The organism is Pyxidicoccus trucidator, from assembly GCF_010894435.1.
GTDB lineage: Bacteria > Myxococcota > Myxococcia > Myxococcales > Myxococcaceae > Myxococcus > Myxococcus trucidator.
Genome location: NZ_JAAIXZ010000002.1, coordinates 589,486 through 604,989, shown reverse-complemented (window position 1 = coordinate 604,989; position 15,504 = coordinate 589,486). Strand labels below are relative to the sequence as shown.

The window sequence follows — 15,504 nt, the reverse complement described above, 5'->3', positions numbered from 1 at the left end:
CGGGCGCACGAGGCGCGCCGGGCCTGGACGTCACGGCGGAGGGGTGGCTACTGCTCGCCCTCGCCAGCGAGGTAGCTGAGGATGACCTCGTCGAGGCTCTTCTCCGAGATGAGGTCCTCGCCGAAGAGGGTCTCCACGCCGACCTCGTTGATCTTCGGCTTCTCCTTCATGGCGCGCGCGGCGGCCACTTCGGGAGGGAGCAGCGAAGCGGCCGGAGCCGCGACAGGGGCGACCGGCTGCACGGGGTGCGGGGCCATGGACTGGCCGGGCTGCATCTTCACCGGGGCGGCGTCGGTCTCGAGCTGGCCGGGCTGGTAGCTCCGGGCCGTGGACTCGAAGGTGTCGTACACGCCGTTGATGAGGTTGCGCAGCATCTCCTTGTGCTGCTCCTCCATCAACTCGCGCACGACCTCCGACAGGTTCTCCGCGTTGAGGATGTCCGCATAGGACGTCTTCTTCGACGCGAGGATGTTCCCGCCCACGAACAGGTGGGTGATGATGTGGGGGTTGTTGACGCCCGAGTCCTCGGTCTGGACGTGGTAGACCTTCCCCTTGTGCTTGATGTTGTGGTTGAAGCCGGTGACGGCTTTCTCGAAGGTTTTCGTCATCGCCGAGGGGGCGGAACGTACCAGTCGGGTCCCCACGACACAAGGTAAGCCTCACCCCCTCCGACACACGAGCCCCCGCGCCTGCCCGCCGGGCACGAATTCGCCCCGCGAGCCGTCCCTGAGCCCCGTTCCGAGCCCACCAGCCGTACAAGCCCTCGGGATCCGACGTCCGATACGTTGAAAAGCCGAAAGCGGCTGGGGTACGTACAGACTGACGCGAGTGGTGCTCAACGCCGCCAACGTCCAGGACCCCACTGATGAAGAAAAACGAGCTCAAGAACAAGGTCCGCCAGCAGGACGCCCAGGTGCTGGCCCAGGGCTATTCGCCCGCCATCCGCGCGATGGAGATCAGCTCCATCGTCGCCTTCATCTCCCTGGAGCTGGCGCTGGTGTACCGGCTCTGGGGGAACCCCTACACCGGCACCTGGCTGCTGCTGAGCGCCGTGCTGCTGGGCTACCTCGCCGCGGACTTCGTCTCCGGCTTCGTCCACTGGATGGGCGACACGTGGGGCTCCACGGAGATGCCGCTGCTGGGCAAGGCCTTCATCCGCCCGTTCCGTGAGCACCACGTGGACGAGAAGGCCATCACCCGCCACGACTTCGTGGAGACCAACGGCAACAACTGCCTCATCTCCATCCCCGTGGCCATCATGGCCGTGGCCATGCCGATGACGGGCTCGGGCTGGGTGTTCTGCTCCGCCTTCCTGGGCGCGATGATCTTCTGGGTCATGGCGACCAACCAGTTCCACAAGTGGTCGCACACGGACTCGCCGCCGGCGGTCATCGGCTTCCTCCAGCGCGTGCACCTCATCCTGCCGCCGGACCACCACCGCATCCACCACACCGCCCCGTACAACAAGTACTACTGCATCACCGTGGGCTGGCTGAACTGGCCGCTCCAGGTGGTGCACTTCTTCCCCCTGGCGGAGCGCCTCATCACCTGGGCCACCGGCCTGCTGCCGCGCCAGGACGACATCGGCGACGAGGCCGCCCTCGCGCTGCTCAAGGTCCAGGGCGCCTCCGAGGCCCCCGTGGTCCAGGCGGCCAAGGAGCTGCTCACCAAGGCCACCGAGGAGACCTCGCCCGTCTCCTCCCGCCCGTCGGCCTGAGCCGGGGCGAACGGCCCGGGTGACGCCGCCTTGATAGAGGCGAGCCCGTCACCGGGGCCGGGAGCGGAAGTCGCCGCCGGAGCCCGGGACTGCTCGCTCCGGTGCACCCCGTGTGGACCCGCTCCCCCTTCCCCACGAGCCAGCTCCCGTGAGCCCGGGGCCGCGTGCTTCGCGGCCCCATGCGGCTCCCGGAGCCGGCGTCAGAAGGTCAGGTCCACCTGCTCGGCGGCGGGAATGGGCCGGCCGAGGAAGCGCGCTCCCACCTCGACGAAGCGCTCCGGCACGTCGGTGACGTAGTACGCGTGCGAAGGCGCGGCGTGTCCCGCCAGGGCCAGCCCGCCGCGCTCCGCGAGCAGCGCCGCCACGGCCTCCGCGGTGGCCTCCGCCGAGTCCACCAGCGTCACGTGGGGCCCCACCACCTCCGCGATGACGCCCTTGAGCAGCGGGTAGTGGGTGCAGCCCAGCACCAGCGTGTCCACGCCGTCGCGGGCGAACTCCGACAGGTAGTCGCGGGCCACCAGGAAGGGCACGTCGCCCGTGGTCCACCCCTCCTCCGCCAGCGGCACGAAGAGGGGGCAGGCGCGGGCCTTCACCCGCACCCGCGGGTCCGCGGCCTCGAGCTCGCGCTGGTAGGCGCCCGAGCGGATGGTCCCCGGGGTGCCGATGATGCCCACCCCGCCGCCCCGGGTGCGCGCCAGGGCCGCCCGCGCGCCGGGGGAGATGACGCCCACCACCGGAATCGGCAGCGCCGCCTGCAGCGCCGGCAGCGCCACCGCCGTGGCCGTGTTGCACGCCACCACCAGCACCTTGACGCCGCGCTCCAGGAGGAACTGCGCGTTCTTCAGCGAGTAGCGCGTCACCACCTCGCCGGACTTGGTGCCGTAGGGCACCCGCGCCGTATCCCCCAGGTACACCGTGCTCTCGTGGGGGAGGTGGGCCATGAGCGCCTTGAGGACCGTGAGCCCTCCGACACCCGAGTCGAACACGCCAATGGGACTGTGGCTGCCTTGCCGCATGCAGGGGTTCCCTATCACGTTTGATGCCAGCGGCAGCGGCCCCCCCTGAAACGACGAAGGGCCGGGGCACCCCGCCCCGACCCTTCGTTCACCTCACGACCAGGCAACCGTTACAGGCGGATGAGGGGCACCGGCAGCGCCGCATTCGCCCCCGGGAACTGGTGGGCCACCACATCGATGACCGGCCCGTTGTCCGGCGACAGGTACTCGCGGCCGTCCGTGGCCTGCGCGTACATCTCCACCTCGTAGCGGCCCGGCCGCAGGAACTCGAACACCACCGGAGCGTCGTTGCAGCCGTGGCCGTCGCCGAAGATGCCGTACACGAGCTCACCGGTGAACACGTCGCGGAAGTTGATGCGCACCTCGGTGAGCCGGGCCTGCGAGCAGCTCAGCGTCTGGTTGTTGGCGAGGATGTCCCACCGGATGGAGGCGCCGCCAATCGCCCACATGGAGGCCGTGTGCGACGTGGGAGCACCGGCCCGGGTGGTGATGGTGCCGCTGTAGTAGTACCAGGGGGCGCCGTTGCCATCGACGGCGACGAACTCCAGGGAGTGGGTGCCCGGCTCCAGGTACGGCGTCTGGATGCTGTTGGCGCCCTGGCCCCGCGAGCAGTCGATGCGCGCCCACTCACCGTCGTTCACGCGGACGTCCACGGAGGCGATGCCGGCCTGGTTGCAGTTGGGGCTCGGGCTGGCGTTGTTCGCCGGGAAGAGCCAGCTCACGTACGCGAACGAGGGCGGGGTGCCCGTCGGCGTCATGTCGACGTCCACCGTCACATCGCCGTTCACCGTGAAGGTGCCGCTGGCGAAGTAGAGGCGCTCGTTGTCGTAGCTGACGCCCTCGATGCTGAAGTTGTAGACGCCCGGCACGAAGTCATGAAGGACGATGCCGTCGAAGCCGTTGGCATTGCAGGGATAGCGGCCGCCGTTCTGCAGGGACTCGCCAGGGATGACGATGTTGACGCCCGCGATGTCGCGGTCCTCGGAGCAGCGCAGGCCTCCGAAGGTCCAGCGGAACGTGATGTCGCCCGGGTACGTATCCTGGGGCACGTCACAGCAGTCGTCGTTGTCGTGGATGATGCAGCCGGGGGTAACCGCCGCCAGGCAGAGGAATGCAACCAGCAGTCGGGAGTTCATGGGAGACCTGTTCGTGGGGTGGTGAGGTGTTCGGCCCGTTACAAACCCTCCAGACGGGCGCACTCGGGAATTATTCACCCGCACGCGCAAGCCGCTTCAAGCAGCCGGGCGTGCCTCCTTTGTTTGACCCTGTTGTATCGGAGTGTTACGGCCTGCACCCCATGACGCCCCACCTGCCCCTGGCGCTCGGCGCCATGAACTACGTGGAGATCATCCGCGACGCTTCCTTCATCGAGCTGGCCGTCCTGCTGCTCCTGATGGGCGTGTCCGTGGCCTCCTGGGCCCTCATCGCCATGAAGGCGACCCAGCTCTCGAAGGCCCGCGCACAATCTCTCACCTTCCTCGACACCTTCTGGAAGGCCTCCCGCCTGGAGTCCATCTACCAGACGGCCCAGAAGCTCGACGGCTCGCCGCTGTCGAAGGTCTTCTGCGCCGGCTATGAGGAGCTGAGCAAGCTGGCTCAGGCCAAGGACGGCGGCGCCGAGGGCGCCATGGCCGAGCGAATGGGTGGCATCGAGAACGTGGAGCGCGCGCTGAACCGGGCCTCCACCGCGCAGATTACGGAGTTGGAGAACCGGGTGTCCTTCCTGGGCACGGTGGGCGCGGCGTCGCCCTTCGTGGGCCTGTTCGGCACCGTCATCGGCATCCTCAGCGCGTTCAACCAGATTGCCGAGCAGGGCAACGCGACGCTGGCCACCGTGGCCGCGCCGGTGGGCAACGCGCTGTTCGCCACGGCGGCGGGCCTGTTCGCGGCGATTCCGGCGGTGGTGGCCTACAACTCGTTCGTCAGCCGCATCAAGGTGTTCGACACGGAGATGGCCAACTTCTCCGCGGACTTCCTCAACATCATCAAGCGGCACTTCTTCCGCTAGGCGGGCACTGCCATGGGAATGGGCGGAGGCAACCGCGGCGGTGGCCGCACCACCATGAGTGAGATCAACGTCACGCCCATGGTGGACGTGATGCTGGTGCTGCTCATCATCTTCATGGTGACGGCGCCCCTCATCCAGCAGGGCGTGAAGGTGAACCTGCCGGAGACGAAGGCGGCGCCGGTGGAGGCCACGGAGAAGAAGCTGGTGCTGTCCATCGACGCCGGCCGAAAGGTCTACATCGGCGATGCCGAGGTGGCGCTGGAGGAGCTGTCGGAGAAGCTGGCCGCCAACGCCAAGGCCCAGGCCGACAAGGAGGTCTACCTCCACGCGGACCGGGACGTGCCCTACGGCGTGGTGGTGGAGGTCATGGCCGCGGCGCAGAAGGCGGGCATCAACAACGTGGGGATGATCACGGACCCCACGGGTGGGGGCAAGGCGTCCAACGACAAGAAGGGCAAGTCGAAGGAGGCGAAGCGCTAGCCCATGACGGACTCCGCGGTGACCCACAGCCTGCTCGTCTCGCGTCCCACGCGGCTGTCGCGCTTCGCGCTGGCCTCCGTGGTGGGGCACATCCTCGTGCTGCTCGCGGCGGTGCTGTATGCCCGCTTCAACTCCGGGCCGAAGGTGGACCTGGACGCGAAGCCCATCCGCGCCACGCTGGTGCGGCTGGGCAAGCCGAGAGACCCCAAGCTGCTGCCGCGCAAGGAACAGCTCCCGCCGCCGCCCAAGCAGGTAGACGCGCCCAAGCCCGCCCCGGACGCGCCGCCTCCGCCCACGTCCGCCGCGGTGGCAGTGCCGATTCCGGGCGTGAAGCCCGAGCCCTCCGCCCCCAAGGCCGCGCCCCAGAAGGGCGAGACAACGGGCGAGGACCGGCGCAAGCGGCTCTTCGGCGCCTTCGACAAGACGGCCAAGGCGGCCGAGCCCGAGGAGGCCGAGGGCGCGGAGGATGGCGACCCGGACGGCGACTCGGCCACGGCCGAGGGCGAGCGCTACTTCGGCCTGCTCCAGTCGCAGGTGCGCCGGCACTACAACGTGGCGGACACCATCCCCGACTCGGAGCGCCTGCGCCTCAACACCGTCGTCGCGGTGCGCCTGGGCCGCACCGGTGAAGTGCTGGACGTGAGCCTCACGAAGCCCAGTGGGAATGACCTGTTCGACTCGGCCGTCGTCACGGCCGTGCGCAAGGCGTCCCCCTTCTCGCCTCCTCCGGACCACCTCCGGGACACGCTGCAGAAGCACGGTGTCAACCTGAGCTTCAGACCGAACGCCCTATGAAAGCCCTGCTCCTCTCCCTGGTCCTCGTCCCGTTCGCGGCGCTCGCGCAGGCGCCGACGATTGAAATCTCCGGCGCCAACTTCCGCCCGCTGCCCGTGGCAGTGCCCGCGCCCGTGACGCAGAACGACGGCGCGAAGAAGCAGGCGACCACCTTCGACACGGCCTTCGGCTTCGACCTGGCCGCCTCCGGCATCCTCCAGGTGTTGGACCGCAAGAGCTTCACCGCGGACGCGACGGAGGGCATGACGGCCGGCAGCATCAACTTCAGCCGCTGGGCAGACGTGGGCGCCGAGGCGCTGGTGAAGGTGTCCCTGGCGCAGGACGGCGGCGTGCTGCGCGGCGAATTGCGCCTGTTCAACGTGGGCACCGGCCGCGAGGACCTGAAGGTGGCGAAGGACGCTCCGGCCGACGAAGCGTCGCTGCTGGCGCACCGGCTGGCGGACGCGCTCTACCGGCACTTCACCCGCGAGCCCAGCCCGTTCCTGTCGCGCATCACCTACGTGCGCAAGGCCGGCCAGAATCGCGACGTGGTGGTGGCGGACTGGGACGGCGGCAACCCCATGTCGCTCACCAAGGGGGGCATCAACATCCTCCCCGCGCTGAGCCCGGACGCCTCGCAGGTGGCCTTCACCACCTACCGCAAGGGCCGGCCGGACATCTTCGTGCAGAAGCCGGGCGGCGAGGCTCGCGCGGTGGTGTCCGAGGGGCAGATGGCCACGGGCGCGTCCTACTCGCCGGACGGCAAGCGCATCGCCTACGCGCTGGCGGAGGGTGAGAGCGCGCAGATTCACGTGGCCAACGCGGACGGCAGCGGCGCGAAGGCGCTCACCGACACGCCCTACGGCCTCAACACCAGCCCCACCTGGTCTCCGGACGGCAAGCGCATCGCCTTCGTGTCCAACCGGGGCGGCAGCCCGCAGATCTACGTGATGAACGTGGACGGCTCGGGCGTGCGGCGGCTCACCTTCCAGGGCAACTACAACCAGACGCCGGACTGGTCTCCGCGCGGCGACGCCATCGTCTTCACCGCGCGCGACGAGCGCAACGCCTTCGACCTCTTCACCATCAACGTGGACACCGGCAAGGTGGCTCGCCTGACGCAGGACCAGGGCAGCAACGAGGAGCCCGCCTTCTCGCCCAACGGGCGGAACATCCTCTTCACCACCACGCGCAACGGCGGCTCGCAGCTCTTCGTCATGACGCTGGACGGCGGCAACCAGCTCCCCCTGCGCGCCGAGAAGGGCGCCCTGCAGACGCCCGACTGGGCGCCCCTGCCGCAGGCGCAGTAGGCCCGCCTCCGCGGAGCCCGAGGGCCCGGCCTCCCGCGCGTCGGGTGGGCGGGGGCCCCCGACGGTGGGACTGAGGGACGGAGCTGACGCCCCCTCTCCATCGCGTTGACAGGGGGCGCCGGCTCGGGTCGAGTGCCCGGGCATGAGTGCCCCCTTCCGTACGCACTGGAGCCTGGACCCCGAGGTCCGCTTCCTCAACCACGGCTCCTTCGGCGCCTGCCCCACCGCCGTGCTGCAGCAGCAGTCCGAGCTGCGCGCGCGCCTGGAGGCCGAGCCGGTCCGCTTCCTCCACCGCGAAGTCGAGCCGCTGCTGGACGAGGCCCGCGCGGCCCTGGCCGCCTTCGTCGACGCGGACCCGGACGACGTGTCCTTCGTCACCAACGCCACCTCCGGCGTGAATACGGTGCTGCGCTCGCTGCGCTTCGCCCCCGGGGACGAGCTGCTCACCACCAACCATGAGTACAACGCCAGCCGCAACGCGCTGGAGTTCGTGGCCTCGCAGTGGGGCGCGAAGGTGGTGGTGGCGAAGCTGCCCTGGCCCATCTCCTCTCCGGACGCGGTGGTGGACGCGGTGCTGGCGCAGGTGACGCCGCGCACGCGCCTGCTGCTGGTGGACCATGTCTCCAGCCAGACGGCGGTGGTGATGCCGGTGGCGCGGCTCATCACCGCGCTGCGCGAGCGGGGCGTGGAGACGCTGGTGGACGGCGCGCACGGGCCGGGCATGCTGCCGCTGTCCCTGCGCTCGCTGGGCGCGGGTTACTACACGGGCAACTGTCACAAGTGGATGTGCGCCCCCAAGGGCGCGGCCTTCCTCCACGTGCGGAGGGACTTGCAGCCGGGCCTCAAGCCGCTGGCGGTGAGCCACGGGCACAACTCGGGGCGGACGGACCGCTCGCGGTTCCGGTTGGACTTCGACTGGACGGGCACGCATGACCCGTCCGCCGCGCTCTGCGTGCCTCATGCGATTCGCTTCGTGGGTGGCCTGCTACCCGGCGGCTGGCCGGAGGTGATGCGGGCCAACCGGGAGAAGGCGCTGGCCGCCAGGAAGCTGCTGTGCGCCCGGCTGCAGGTGGAGCCCGACTGCCCGGAGGAGATGGTGGGCAGCATGGCGACGGTGCGCCTGCCGGACGGCTTCCCCGAGCGGCCGGAGCCTCCGCTCTACGTGGACCCCCTCCACCTGCGCCTGTTCGACGAGCACCGCATCGAAGTGCCCATCGTCCCGTGGCCGAAGCCTCCCGGGCGGCACGTGCGCGTCTCGGCGCAGCTCTACAACACCCACACCGAGTACCAGGCCCTGGGCGAAGCTTTGGAAGCGCTGCTGCGTTGAGTAGGCTCCCGCGCATGCCGCGTTTCGCCACCATCGACGTGGGAACCAACTCGGTGCTGCTGCTGGTCGCGGAGCGCACCCCTGAAGGCCGTTTCGAAGCCGTGCTCGAGCGCGCGGAAATCACCCGCCTGGGCCGGGGCGTGGACGCGACGCGCCGGCTGTCCCCGGAGGGAATGGAAGCCACGCTGGCGGTGCTGGAATCCTTCGCCCGCGAGGCCCGCGAGCTGGGCGCGGAGGCCATCGCCGTCTCGGCCACCAGCGCGGCGCGCGACGCGCAGAATGGCGCGGAGTTCCTCGAGGCGGCGAAGGCGCGCGCGGGCGTCACGGTGGAAATCATCTCCGGCCCGCTGGAGGCACAGCTCTCCTTCGCCGCGGTGCACGCGGACTTCGCCTCGGAGGCGGCCGGGCCGCTGCTGGTGCTGGACATCGGCGGAGGCTCCACCGAGTTCATCTACGGCAACCCGGCCGGGCACGTGGACTTCCGGCACAGCTTCGACGTGGGCGCGGTGCGCCTCACGGAGCGCTTCGTCCGCTCGGACCCGATGTCGGCCGAGGACCGCGCCCGCATCGAGGCGCACCTGCGCGACACCTTCCGGACGCTGCCATCGCCGCCTCCGGGCGCCGTGCTGGTGGGCGTGGCCGGCACCGTGACGACTGTCTATGCCGTCCAGCACGCCATCGACCCCTATGTCGCGGAGCAGGTGCACGGCGGCACGCTGTCCGTGGCCGAGCTGACGGCGCTGGCCGCCCGGCTGTGCCAGACGCCGCTGGAACAGCGCCGTGCCCTTCCCGGCATGCAGCCCAAGCGCGCGGACGTCATCTCCGCGGGCGCGCTCATCCTCCTGGAGTCGGTGAAGGCGCTGGGCCTGGAGTCGTGCCGGGTGAGCGACCGGGGCCTGCGCTGGGGCCTGCTCGCTCACCGCTTCGGCGCTGGAGCCACCTCGACATGAACGCCTCTCCCGCCGCGGCCTCGCCGGCAGTGCCCTCGACGCCCGCGTCGAACGCCGGCTTCGCGCTGTTCATCCTGACGCTCATCAACCTGGTCAACTACCTCGACCGGTACATCGTCGCGGTGGCGCTGCCGGACATCCAGAAGGAGTTCGGCATCAACGACACGCAGTCCGGCCTGCTGGGCACCATGTTCATGGTGGTGTTCATGCTGGCCTCGCCGCTGGGCGGCTACCTGGGGGACCGTTATCCCCGGAAGCTGCTGGTGGCGGGCGGCGTGCTGCTGTGGAGCCTGGCCACGGGCGCGAGCGGCCTGGCCACCTCGTTCATCGCGCTGCTGGTGGCTCGCTCGGTGATTGGGATTGGCGAGGCGGGCTATGGCGCGGTGGCGCCGAGCATCATCTCGGACCTGTACCCGCGCGAGATGCGCACGCGAATCCTCGCCTTCTTCTACACGGCGATTCCCGTGGGCGTGGCCGCGGGGTACGGGCTGGGTGGGTGGCTGACGGAGCAATACTCGTGGCACGTGGCCTTCTACGTGGGCGGCGTGCCGGGACTCGTGCTGGGCGTCATGGCCTTCTTCATGCCCGAGCCCCAGCGCGGGGCCATGGACGGGCCCGAAGCGCAGACGAAGATGCCCTTCATGGTGGGGCTGAAGGGGCTGGGGCGGAACCCGGCCTTCTGGGCCGTGACGGCGGGCTACACGCTGATGACGTTCTCCATCGGCGGGCTGGGCTTCTGGATGCCCACGTACCTGGTGCGCGAGCGGGGCATGGCGCAGGGCGACACCGGCACCACCTTCGGCGCGATTACGCTGGTGGCGGGACTGGTGGGCACGCTGGTGGGCGGGTGGCTGGGAGACAGGCTGGACCGCAAGCGCGAGGGTGGTGGCCTGTGGATGTCGGGCGTGGGGCTGCTGCTGGCGGCGCCGGCCATGTACCTCGCGGTGAACATCCAGGACACCGCGCTGACGTTCGCGGTGATTGCCGTGGCGCAGTTCCTCATCTTCCTCAACAGCGGCCCCATCAACGCGGCCATCGTCAACTGCGTGCCGCCCGCGTTCCGTGCCTTCGCCATGGGGCTGAACGTGCTCTTCATCCACATGCTGGGTGATGCGATTTCGCCCACGCTCATCGGCACCATCGCGGACGCGTCGAGCCTGCACACCGCGATTGAAGTGAACGCCCTGCCCGTGCTGCTGGGCGGCCTGGCCTTGCTGGCGGGCGCGAAGCTGTTCCGCGAGGCCGTGCCGCGAGCACGGTGAGCCGCCAGGCGATGAATCAGGAGTCCACGGGCCTCCCGGTGCGTCCTGAACCGGGAGGGCTTTCCGCCCGGGTCAGGGAGCCACGGTAGCGGGCCCGGGCGGCGTGGAGCCGTCGAGCTTTGGCCGGTACTCGTCGGCCAGGTGCTCTACCTCCGAGGCCAGCCGCTCGCCGTCGGCCAGCAGCAGGGCCTTGAGGCGCGTGCGGTTGCCCAGCGTGAAGAACACGCCGATGTCGCGCCGGAGCGTCTCCCAGCGCTCGGCGAAGTAGAGCGTGAAGAGGGCCAGCGGCGGCACCAAGAGGAAGGTGGCCACACCCCAGGGCACTCCGGCCCACCACCCCGCCGCCACCGTCAGCGCGCCCCACCACACCAGGGCCACCACGAAGGCGGTGAGGAACTTCACCGTGGCCTGCACGTCCAGCTCCGCCTTGCGGCTCGCGACGCGGGGCAGCTGGTAGGGCAGCCAGAACAGCGCCAGCCCCAGGGCGAACAGCGGCAGCCCGAAGACCAGCGAGAGCACGTTCTTCACCACGAAGGGCACCACGTTGCCCGGGCGGTACACCAGGGCGAGGTCCTTCGGGCCCGCCGCCTGCACCAGCTCCATGCGGTGCTTGAAGGAGGCGAGGTGCGCGCGGACGCCCTCGAAGCGCTCCGGCTCCTGCGCGCGGAAGAGTTGTACGCCGCGAGCCCACAGCCGCAGCCGCTCCGCATCCAGCGTGCCGCCCTGCTTGAAGGCGTAGAGCTGCTCGGCGAGCTGCACCAGCGGCAGGTCCGCCCACTGCTCCAGGTTGAGCGTGACGGCGCGCAGGCCCTCGGCGATGCGCTCGGTGAGGCGGCGCGCGGCGTCGGGCTCGGCCGCGGGGTCGGCGGGGAGGAAGGGCCGTACTTCAATGGCGGGGCCCACATCGATGAGGACCTCGCTGCGGAACACGTGCTTCTCCGCGTAGGTGAGGCCCACGGGGACGATGCGCACGGGCGCGCCTTCCTTCGCGGCGTTGAGGGCGATGCGCGCGGCACCGGTCTTCAGCTCGGCGAGCCCGGGCTCCGAATGACTCTTCCCTTCCGGAAAGATGGTGATGGCGCGGCCAGCCACGAGGGCACCCTTGGCGGCGTCCAGCGTGCCCTCGTTGCCTCCCATCTTCGAGGGGTCATCCTGCTTGCGATACACGGGCAGCGCGTCGAGTCCGCGGAGCAACCAGCCGATGACGGGCATCTTGAACAGCGGAGCCTTGGCGAGGAACGTCACCTTGCGCCGGGTGAGGACGAAGACCAGGGCCGGGTCGATGAGCCCATTCGGATGATTGCCCACGAAGAGCACCGGGCCCTCCGGCTCGGTGGCAGGGGCATTCACCTTCACCCGGTAGAAGAGCCGTAGGAACAGCGCGACCACCGCACGTACGCACGCGTAGAACACGGTGGGGACTGTAGCGCAGAGAGCGGCGGCAAGCCGCAGGCTCCCCGGACAGGTGCGCTGACAATGTCACCACCGGGGATGCCGTGGCGACAGCCCCCTGCCTCTCACTGGAACACAGCTGTTACGCTGGGGGGGATGCACACATGCCTGTGGGTGATGCTCACGAGCTTGTGTCTGGTGAGTTGTGCAGGTGGCTCGCGGACACTTCGTCAATCCGTGGGGCCGGGCCCGGGGCCTGGATGCGCGAGCACCGTGGACTGCGCGTGCAAGAACGGCTCGGTGGCGGCCTGTGAGCAACTGGGGACTGCGCCCAAGCCCAGGCCCAATCCCCAGAAACCCAAGCCTCCGGACTCGGGACCGGTCATTCCGCCTCGGGCGGCGGAGGAGTTGGATACAGAGGATGACGGCGAACCCTACGACCGCTGCAATGACCTGTACACGAAGTGCATGGAGCAGGCGAAGGTGGCGAACCGTCGAAACTCAGGTGGATTTGGCCACAGCGTCTGCAGGGAGTGTTTCCTGCTTTGCAGGAATCGAGGCTACTGGCCGACCAGAACACCCGGAGGAAGGAAATGCCCCGCAGTCGAATGACGCCCAAGCAGTTGCTTGAGAGGGAGTTCTCCGACGCTCTCGACCGCACCCTGCTTACCGTCTTGAAGAAGGACTACCCTCTCTTTCGGACCGCGATGCTCAGCCTTCTCAGGGAGATGCAAGCCAAGGCACGGACGGCGTTCGTGCGACGCGAGATGGCCAGACGCGTAGCGGAGCTTCTCCTGGGCCGAGCATGCATGCCCGCCGAGCCCAAAGCGACGTTGCTATTGGAGTTCAAACGCATGACCCGGCTCGGGTTCTCAAGCATCGACAGGAGGGTTCACATCGCCGCCATGCTCGGCCGGTGGGTCGAGTTGGGTGAGGAGGACTCCCCCATCGTGAGGCCCTTCATCGCGGACACGGCACGGCGAATCCGATGCCTGAAGCGAGGACGCTTCAAGCACGAGCTGATGAAGGACATCGAGCAGGCCATGGTCCGCACTGGCATGAAGCCCGGCTGAGCCGCCCTACCCGTCTTGTGTCGCGATTCGTGGCCAACCTCCAAGGTGGTATACCCTTCATCCGACATGGCACGTACGCGCAAGAAGCAGGAAACCGGCGGCCTCACGGGCGGAATGGACACCTACGTGAGGTCCCTGACGCTCCTCCGTGACGACGTGCCGGACCTCTCGAAGTACCCCTTCAACATCACCGCCCTGCGCGAGTTGGAGACGCTGGACTTCCACCCCCAGGTCACCTTCTTCGTTGGCGAGAACGGGAGCGGCAAGTCCACGCTGGTGGAGGGCATCGCCGTGGCCGCCGGCTTCAACGCGGAGGGAGGCAGCCGCAACTTCAACTTCGCCACGCGGCGCTCCGAGTCCAGCCTTCACAAATACCTGCGCCTCTCTCGGGGAACCCGAAGGCCGAGGACGGGCTACTTCCTCCGCGCGGAGAGCTTCTTCAACGTCGCGACGGAGACAGAGAAGAACTCCGACGCCCTGGCCGCCTTCGGCGCCGTCAGCCCCCATGAGATGTCGCACGGGGAGGCCTTCCTCACGCTGGTCCGCGAGCGCTTCTCCGGAGGTGGGCTCTACGTGCTCGACGAGCCCGAGGCCGCCCTCTCCCCCCAGCGCCAGCTCAGCCTGCTCCGCGCGATGCACGACCTGACGCGCGACGCCTGTCAGTTCATCATCTCGACGCACTCACCGTTGCTGCTCGCCTACCCGGACGCTCGCATCTACCAGCTCTCCGAGCAGGGCGTCATCGCGGTGAACTACGAGGACACGGAGCACTACTCCCTCACGCGGGACTTCCTGCTGAACCGAGAGGCGTACCTCCACCGGCTCTTCAAGGACTGAGCGTCGAGTGCTAGCCCCCACTCTCTTCAAGCCCCTGCCCCACGAACGCGGTGCGCTGGCGAGCCGTACGGTTACGGCACCGCATCCACATTCAGAACCGCTGCATTCCTGACCTGGCTCGAGCTGACTGCCTCACCCAGCAGGATTGACAGCGCAATGCTTTACAATTAGGTGCGAGCCTCACCATTTCCAGAACTGCCATTGGGTCGCGTCGTCCCCGTGGCTTCTGGGGGAGCTCATGAAATGCCATCATTCCGGATGCTGAGTCGCGTGTTCATCACGATTGCCACCCTGGGCACGCTCTTCACCGCGGTTGGTGAGGCAGAGGCATGCTTCCCCTGGGAGGTGTGTGGACCGCCCGGCGGAGAGGAGTCGTGCCTGGGCAGCAACTACGAATGCGTTGAGGATTTCGGTCCGGGGCCCGTTTGGTGTCGGGCCGATCTGGATTTGTTCTCGTGCAGGGCGACGGTCACGAGCAGAACCTGCTGCTTTTTGGACCAGATGTGTGCCTACGACAACAACGGCACGCGAGCGTACTGCACCTCTACGTGTCCCGCCGGGAGCACTGCCTGCGGAAACTTCTGCTGCCCGGGCACTAGCTCCTGCGGGGACGCCGCCACGAGTACATGTGCATCGGCGTCGCACGAGCCCACCGAAGCCAGCTCGAAGTAACAGGCCGAGCCAGCAGCAAGCCAGCACAGGAGGAGGCCCTCGCGCGCCCGCGCTGCCACGCCCGGCCGTGCGAGGCCCACTGCATCCAGGACACCTGCCCTCCCGGGCTCAACCGGGAGGCGCACCCCGGGTCGCGATTCAAGGACCGGGACGCGCGCCACCTGCTCACGGATACTTGTCCACCACCTGGATGACGCCCGTGTTGTCCTGCACCACGGAGAAGCCCTTCATCGGGCTCGGGTAGGCAATCAGTCCCTCGCCGTCCTTGTCCCAGCGCGCATCCAGCAGGATTCCGCAGAAGGGCACGGACATCGCTCCGCTCTCCGGCAGGAAGATGCGGTCATACCGGCCGAACACCCGGTGCTTCGTCACGTACAGCCGCCCTCCGATGCGCGCTCCCGGCAGCTGCTTCTCGCCCTCCTCTCGTGGCAGGGCAATCACGAAGCTGTAGTTGTACCGCGCCGGCCCCGGGTGGTCCTGGATGGCGTCCACGATGACGGGCACCCTGTCTCCCGGCTTCAACCCCAGCCGCTCCATCTGCAAGAGCGAGCCTCGCGGACAGTCCCCCTCCGGCGGCATCCACTTCGGACGCTCTGCCTTCGTACCCTCCGCCTGCGTGTGCTGGCAGCCCGCGCTCAGCCCGAGCACCACCAGCCCCGCCATCCACACCGGCCAGCGCATGCGCA

At 68.9% G+C, this 15,504-nt stretch carries 15 protein-coding genes; 10 read left to right on the top strand and 5 right to left on the bottom strand.

Annotated elements, in window-relative coordinates; all coding sequences use genetic code 11:
* Positions 1 to 47: 47 nt before the first annotated feature.
* A complete protein-coding gene (locus G4D85_RS08945) occupies positions 48 to 608 on the bottom strand; it encodes a nickel-dependent hydrogenase large subunit (protein ID WP_164010029.1) in 561 nt (186 codons plus the stop codon).
* 257 nt (positions 609 to 865) lie between these two features.
* Here G4D85_RS08945 and carF point away from each other — a divergent pair, with 257 nt between their 5' ends.
* Entirely contained in the window at positions 866 to 1,717 is an 852-nt protein-coding gene (carF, locus tag G4D85_RS08940) for a plasmanylethanolamine desaturase (protein WP_164010027.1), read from the top strand.
* 200 nt (positions 1,718 to 1,917) lie between these two features.
* On the opposite strand, the gene murI is transcribed toward carF, so the two are convergent.
* Positions 1,918 to 2,733: a glutamate racemase gene (murI, locus tag G4D85_RS08935; protein ID WP_164010025.1), complete on the bottom strand. Its 816-nt coding sequence runs from the start codon at positions 2,731 to 2,733 to the stop codon at positions 1,918 to 1,920.
* Between the two features lie 110 nt (positions 2,734 to 2,843).
* Positions 2,844 to 3,869: a hypothetical protein gene (locus G4D85_RS08930; RefSeq protein ID WP_164010023.1), complete on the bottom strand. Its 1,026-nt coding sequence runs from the start codon at positions 3,867 to 3,869 to the stop codon at positions 2,844 to 2,846.
* 161 nt (positions 3,870 to 4,030) lie between these two features.
* Here G4D85_RS08930 and G4D85_RS08925 point away from each other — a divergent pair, with 161 nt between their 5' ends.
* The 7 genes from G4D85_RS08925 to G4D85_RS08895 all read left to right on the top strand — a co-directional run bounded on the left by G4D85_RS08925 (position 4,031) and on the right by G4D85_RS08895 (position 10,844).
* Positions 4,031 to 4,741, top strand: a complete 711-nt coding sequence (locus G4D85_RS08925) for a MotA/TolQ/ExbB proton channel family protein (RefSeq protein WP_164010022.1) — start codon at positions 4,031 to 4,033, stop codon at positions 4,739 to 4,741.
* 12 nt (positions 4,742 to 4,753) lie between these two features.
* On the top strand, positions 4,754 to 5,221 hold the full coding sequence (gene tolR / locus G4D85_RS08920; RefSeq protein WP_164010019.1) for a protein TolR: 468 nt from the start codon (positions 4,754 to 4,756) through the stop codon (positions 5,219 to 5,221).
* Positions 5,222 to 5,224: 3 nt separating this feature from the next.
* Positions 5,225 to 6,016: an energy transducer TonB gene (locus G4D85_RS08915; protein WP_164010017.1), complete on the top strand. Its 792-nt coding sequence runs from the start codon at positions 5,225 to 5,227 to the stop codon at positions 6,014 to 6,016.
* Positions 6,013 to 7,305, top strand: coding sequence for an LpqB family beta-propeller domain-containing protein (locus tag G4D85_RS08910; RefSeq protein WP_164010015.1), 1,293 nt, complete (start codon positions 6,013 to 6,015; stop codon positions 7,303 to 7,305). Before G4D85_RS08915 ends, G4D85_RS08910 begins: the two co-directional genes overlap by 4 nt.
* Positions 7,306 to 7,447: 142 nt before the next feature.
* Complete coding sequence (locus G4D85_RS08905) at positions 7,448 to 8,632, top strand: aminotransferase class V-fold PLP-dependent enzyme (RefSeq protein WP_164010013.1); 1,185 nt, start codon at positions 7,448 to 7,450, stop codon at positions 8,630 to 8,632.
* A 14-nt stretch (positions 8,633 to 8,646) separates the two neighbouring features.
* Complete coding sequence (locus tag G4D85_RS08900; protein WP_164010011.1) at positions 8,647 to 9,582, top strand: Ppx/GppA phosphatase family protein; 936 nt, start codon at positions 8,647 to 8,649, stop codon at positions 9,580 to 9,582.
* Positions 9,579 to 10,844 (top strand): spinster family MFS transporter, encoded by a 1,266-nt coding sequence (locus G4D85_RS08895; protein ID WP_164010009.1) that lies wholly within the window; start codon positions 9,579 to 9,581, stop codon positions 10,842 to 10,844. Before G4D85_RS08900 ends, G4D85_RS08895 begins: the two co-directional genes overlap by 4 nt.
* 72 nt (positions 10,845 to 10,916) lie before the next feature.
* On the opposite strand, the gene G4D85_RS08890 is transcribed toward G4D85_RS08895, so the two are convergent.
* Positions 10,917 to 12,257 carry a lysophospholipid acyltransferase family protein gene (locus G4D85_RS08890; RefSeq protein WP_164010007.1) on the bottom strand — a complete coding sequence of 447 codons (1,341 nt, stop codon included), beginning with the start codon at positions 12,255 to 12,257 and terminating at the stop codon, positions 10,917 to 10,919.
* Positions 12,258 to 12,844: 587 nt separating this feature from the next.
* On the opposite strand from G4D85_RS08890, the gene G4D85_RS08885 reads away from it, so the two are divergent.
* A complete protein-coding gene (locus G4D85_RS08885; RefSeq protein ID WP_164010005.1) occupies positions 12,845 to 13,309 on the top strand; it encodes a hypothetical protein in 465 nt (154 codons plus the stop codon).
* A gap of 66 nt (positions 13,310 to 13,375) precedes the next feature.
* Complete coding sequence (locus G4D85_RS08880; RefSeq protein ID WP_240359154.1) at positions 13,376 to 14,146, top strand: AAA family ATPase; 771 nt, start codon at positions 13,376 to 13,378, stop codon at positions 14,144 to 14,146.
* Positions 14,147 to 14,983: 837 nt separating this feature from the next.
* Here G4D85_RS08880 and G4D85_RS08875 read toward each other — a convergent pair.
* The gene (locus G4D85_RS08875; protein WP_164010547.1) at positions 14,984 to 15,499 is read right to left on the bottom strand and encodes a hypothetical protein; all 516 of its coding nucleotides are present in this window, start codon (positions 15,497 to 15,499) and stop codon (positions 14,984 to 14,986) included.
* Positions 15,500 to 15,504 lie beyond the last annotated feature (5 nt).

What these genes read in the sequence shown, in the direction of transcription:
- G4D85_RS08945 (WP_164010029.1), bottom strand. Translation starts at nt 608, where the DNA reads ATGACGAAAACCTTCGAGAAAGCCGTCACCGGCTTCAACCACAACATC.
- carF (WP_164010027.1), top strand. Translation starts at nt 866, where the DNA reads ATGAAGAAAAACGAGCTCAAGAACAAGGTCCGCCAGCAGGACGCCCAG.
- murI (WP_164010025.1), bottom strand. Translation starts at nt 2,733, where the DNA reads ATGCGGCAAGGCAGCCACAGTCCCATTGGCGTGTTCGACTCGGGTGTC.
- G4D85_RS08930 (WP_164010023.1), bottom strand. Translation starts at nt 3,869, where the DNA reads ATGAACTCCCGACTGCTGGTTGCATTCCTCTGCCTGGCGGCGGTTACC.
- G4D85_RS08925 (WP_164010022.1), top strand. Translation starts at nt 4,031, where the DNA reads ATGACGCCCCACCTGCCCCTGGCGCTCGGCGCCATGAACTACGTGGAG.
- tolR (WP_164010019.1), top strand. Translation starts at nt 4,754, where the DNA reads ATGGGAATGGGCGGAGGCAACCGCGGCGGTGGCCGCACCACCATGAGT.
- G4D85_RS08915 (WP_164010017.1), top strand. Translation starts at nt 5,225, where the DNA reads ATGACGGACTCCGCGGTGACCCACAGCCTGCTCGTCTCGCGTCCCACG.
- G4D85_RS08910 (WP_164010015.1), top strand. Translation starts at nt 6,013, where the DNA reads ATGAAAGCCCTGCTCCTCTCCCTGGTCCTCGTCCCGTTCGCGGCGCTC.
- G4D85_RS08905 (WP_164010013.1), top strand. Translation starts at nt 7,448, where the DNA reads ATGAGTGCCCCCTTCCGTACGCACTGGAGCCTGGACCCCGAGGTCCGC.
- G4D85_RS08900 (WP_164010011.1), top strand. Translation starts at nt 8,647, where the DNA reads ATGCCGCGTTTCGCCACCATCGACGTGGGAACCAACTCGGTGCTGCTG.
- G4D85_RS08895 (WP_164010009.1), top strand. Translation starts at nt 9,579, where the DNA reads ATGAACGCCTCTCCCGCCGCGGCCTCGCCGGCAGTGCCCTCGACGCCC.
- G4D85_RS08885 (WP_164010005.1), top strand. Translation starts at nt 12,845, where the DNA reads ATGACGCCCAAGCAGTTGCTTGAGAGGGAGTTCTCCGACGCTCTCGAC.
- G4D85_RS08880 (WP_240359154.1), top strand. Translation starts at nt 13,376, where the DNA reads ATGGCACGTACGCGCAAGAAGCAGGAAACCGGCGGCCTCACGGGCGGA.
- G4D85_RS08875 (WP_164010547.1), bottom strand. Translation starts at nt 15,499, where the DNA reads ATGCGCTGGCCGGTGTGGATGGCGGGGCTGGTGGTGCTCGGGCTGAGC.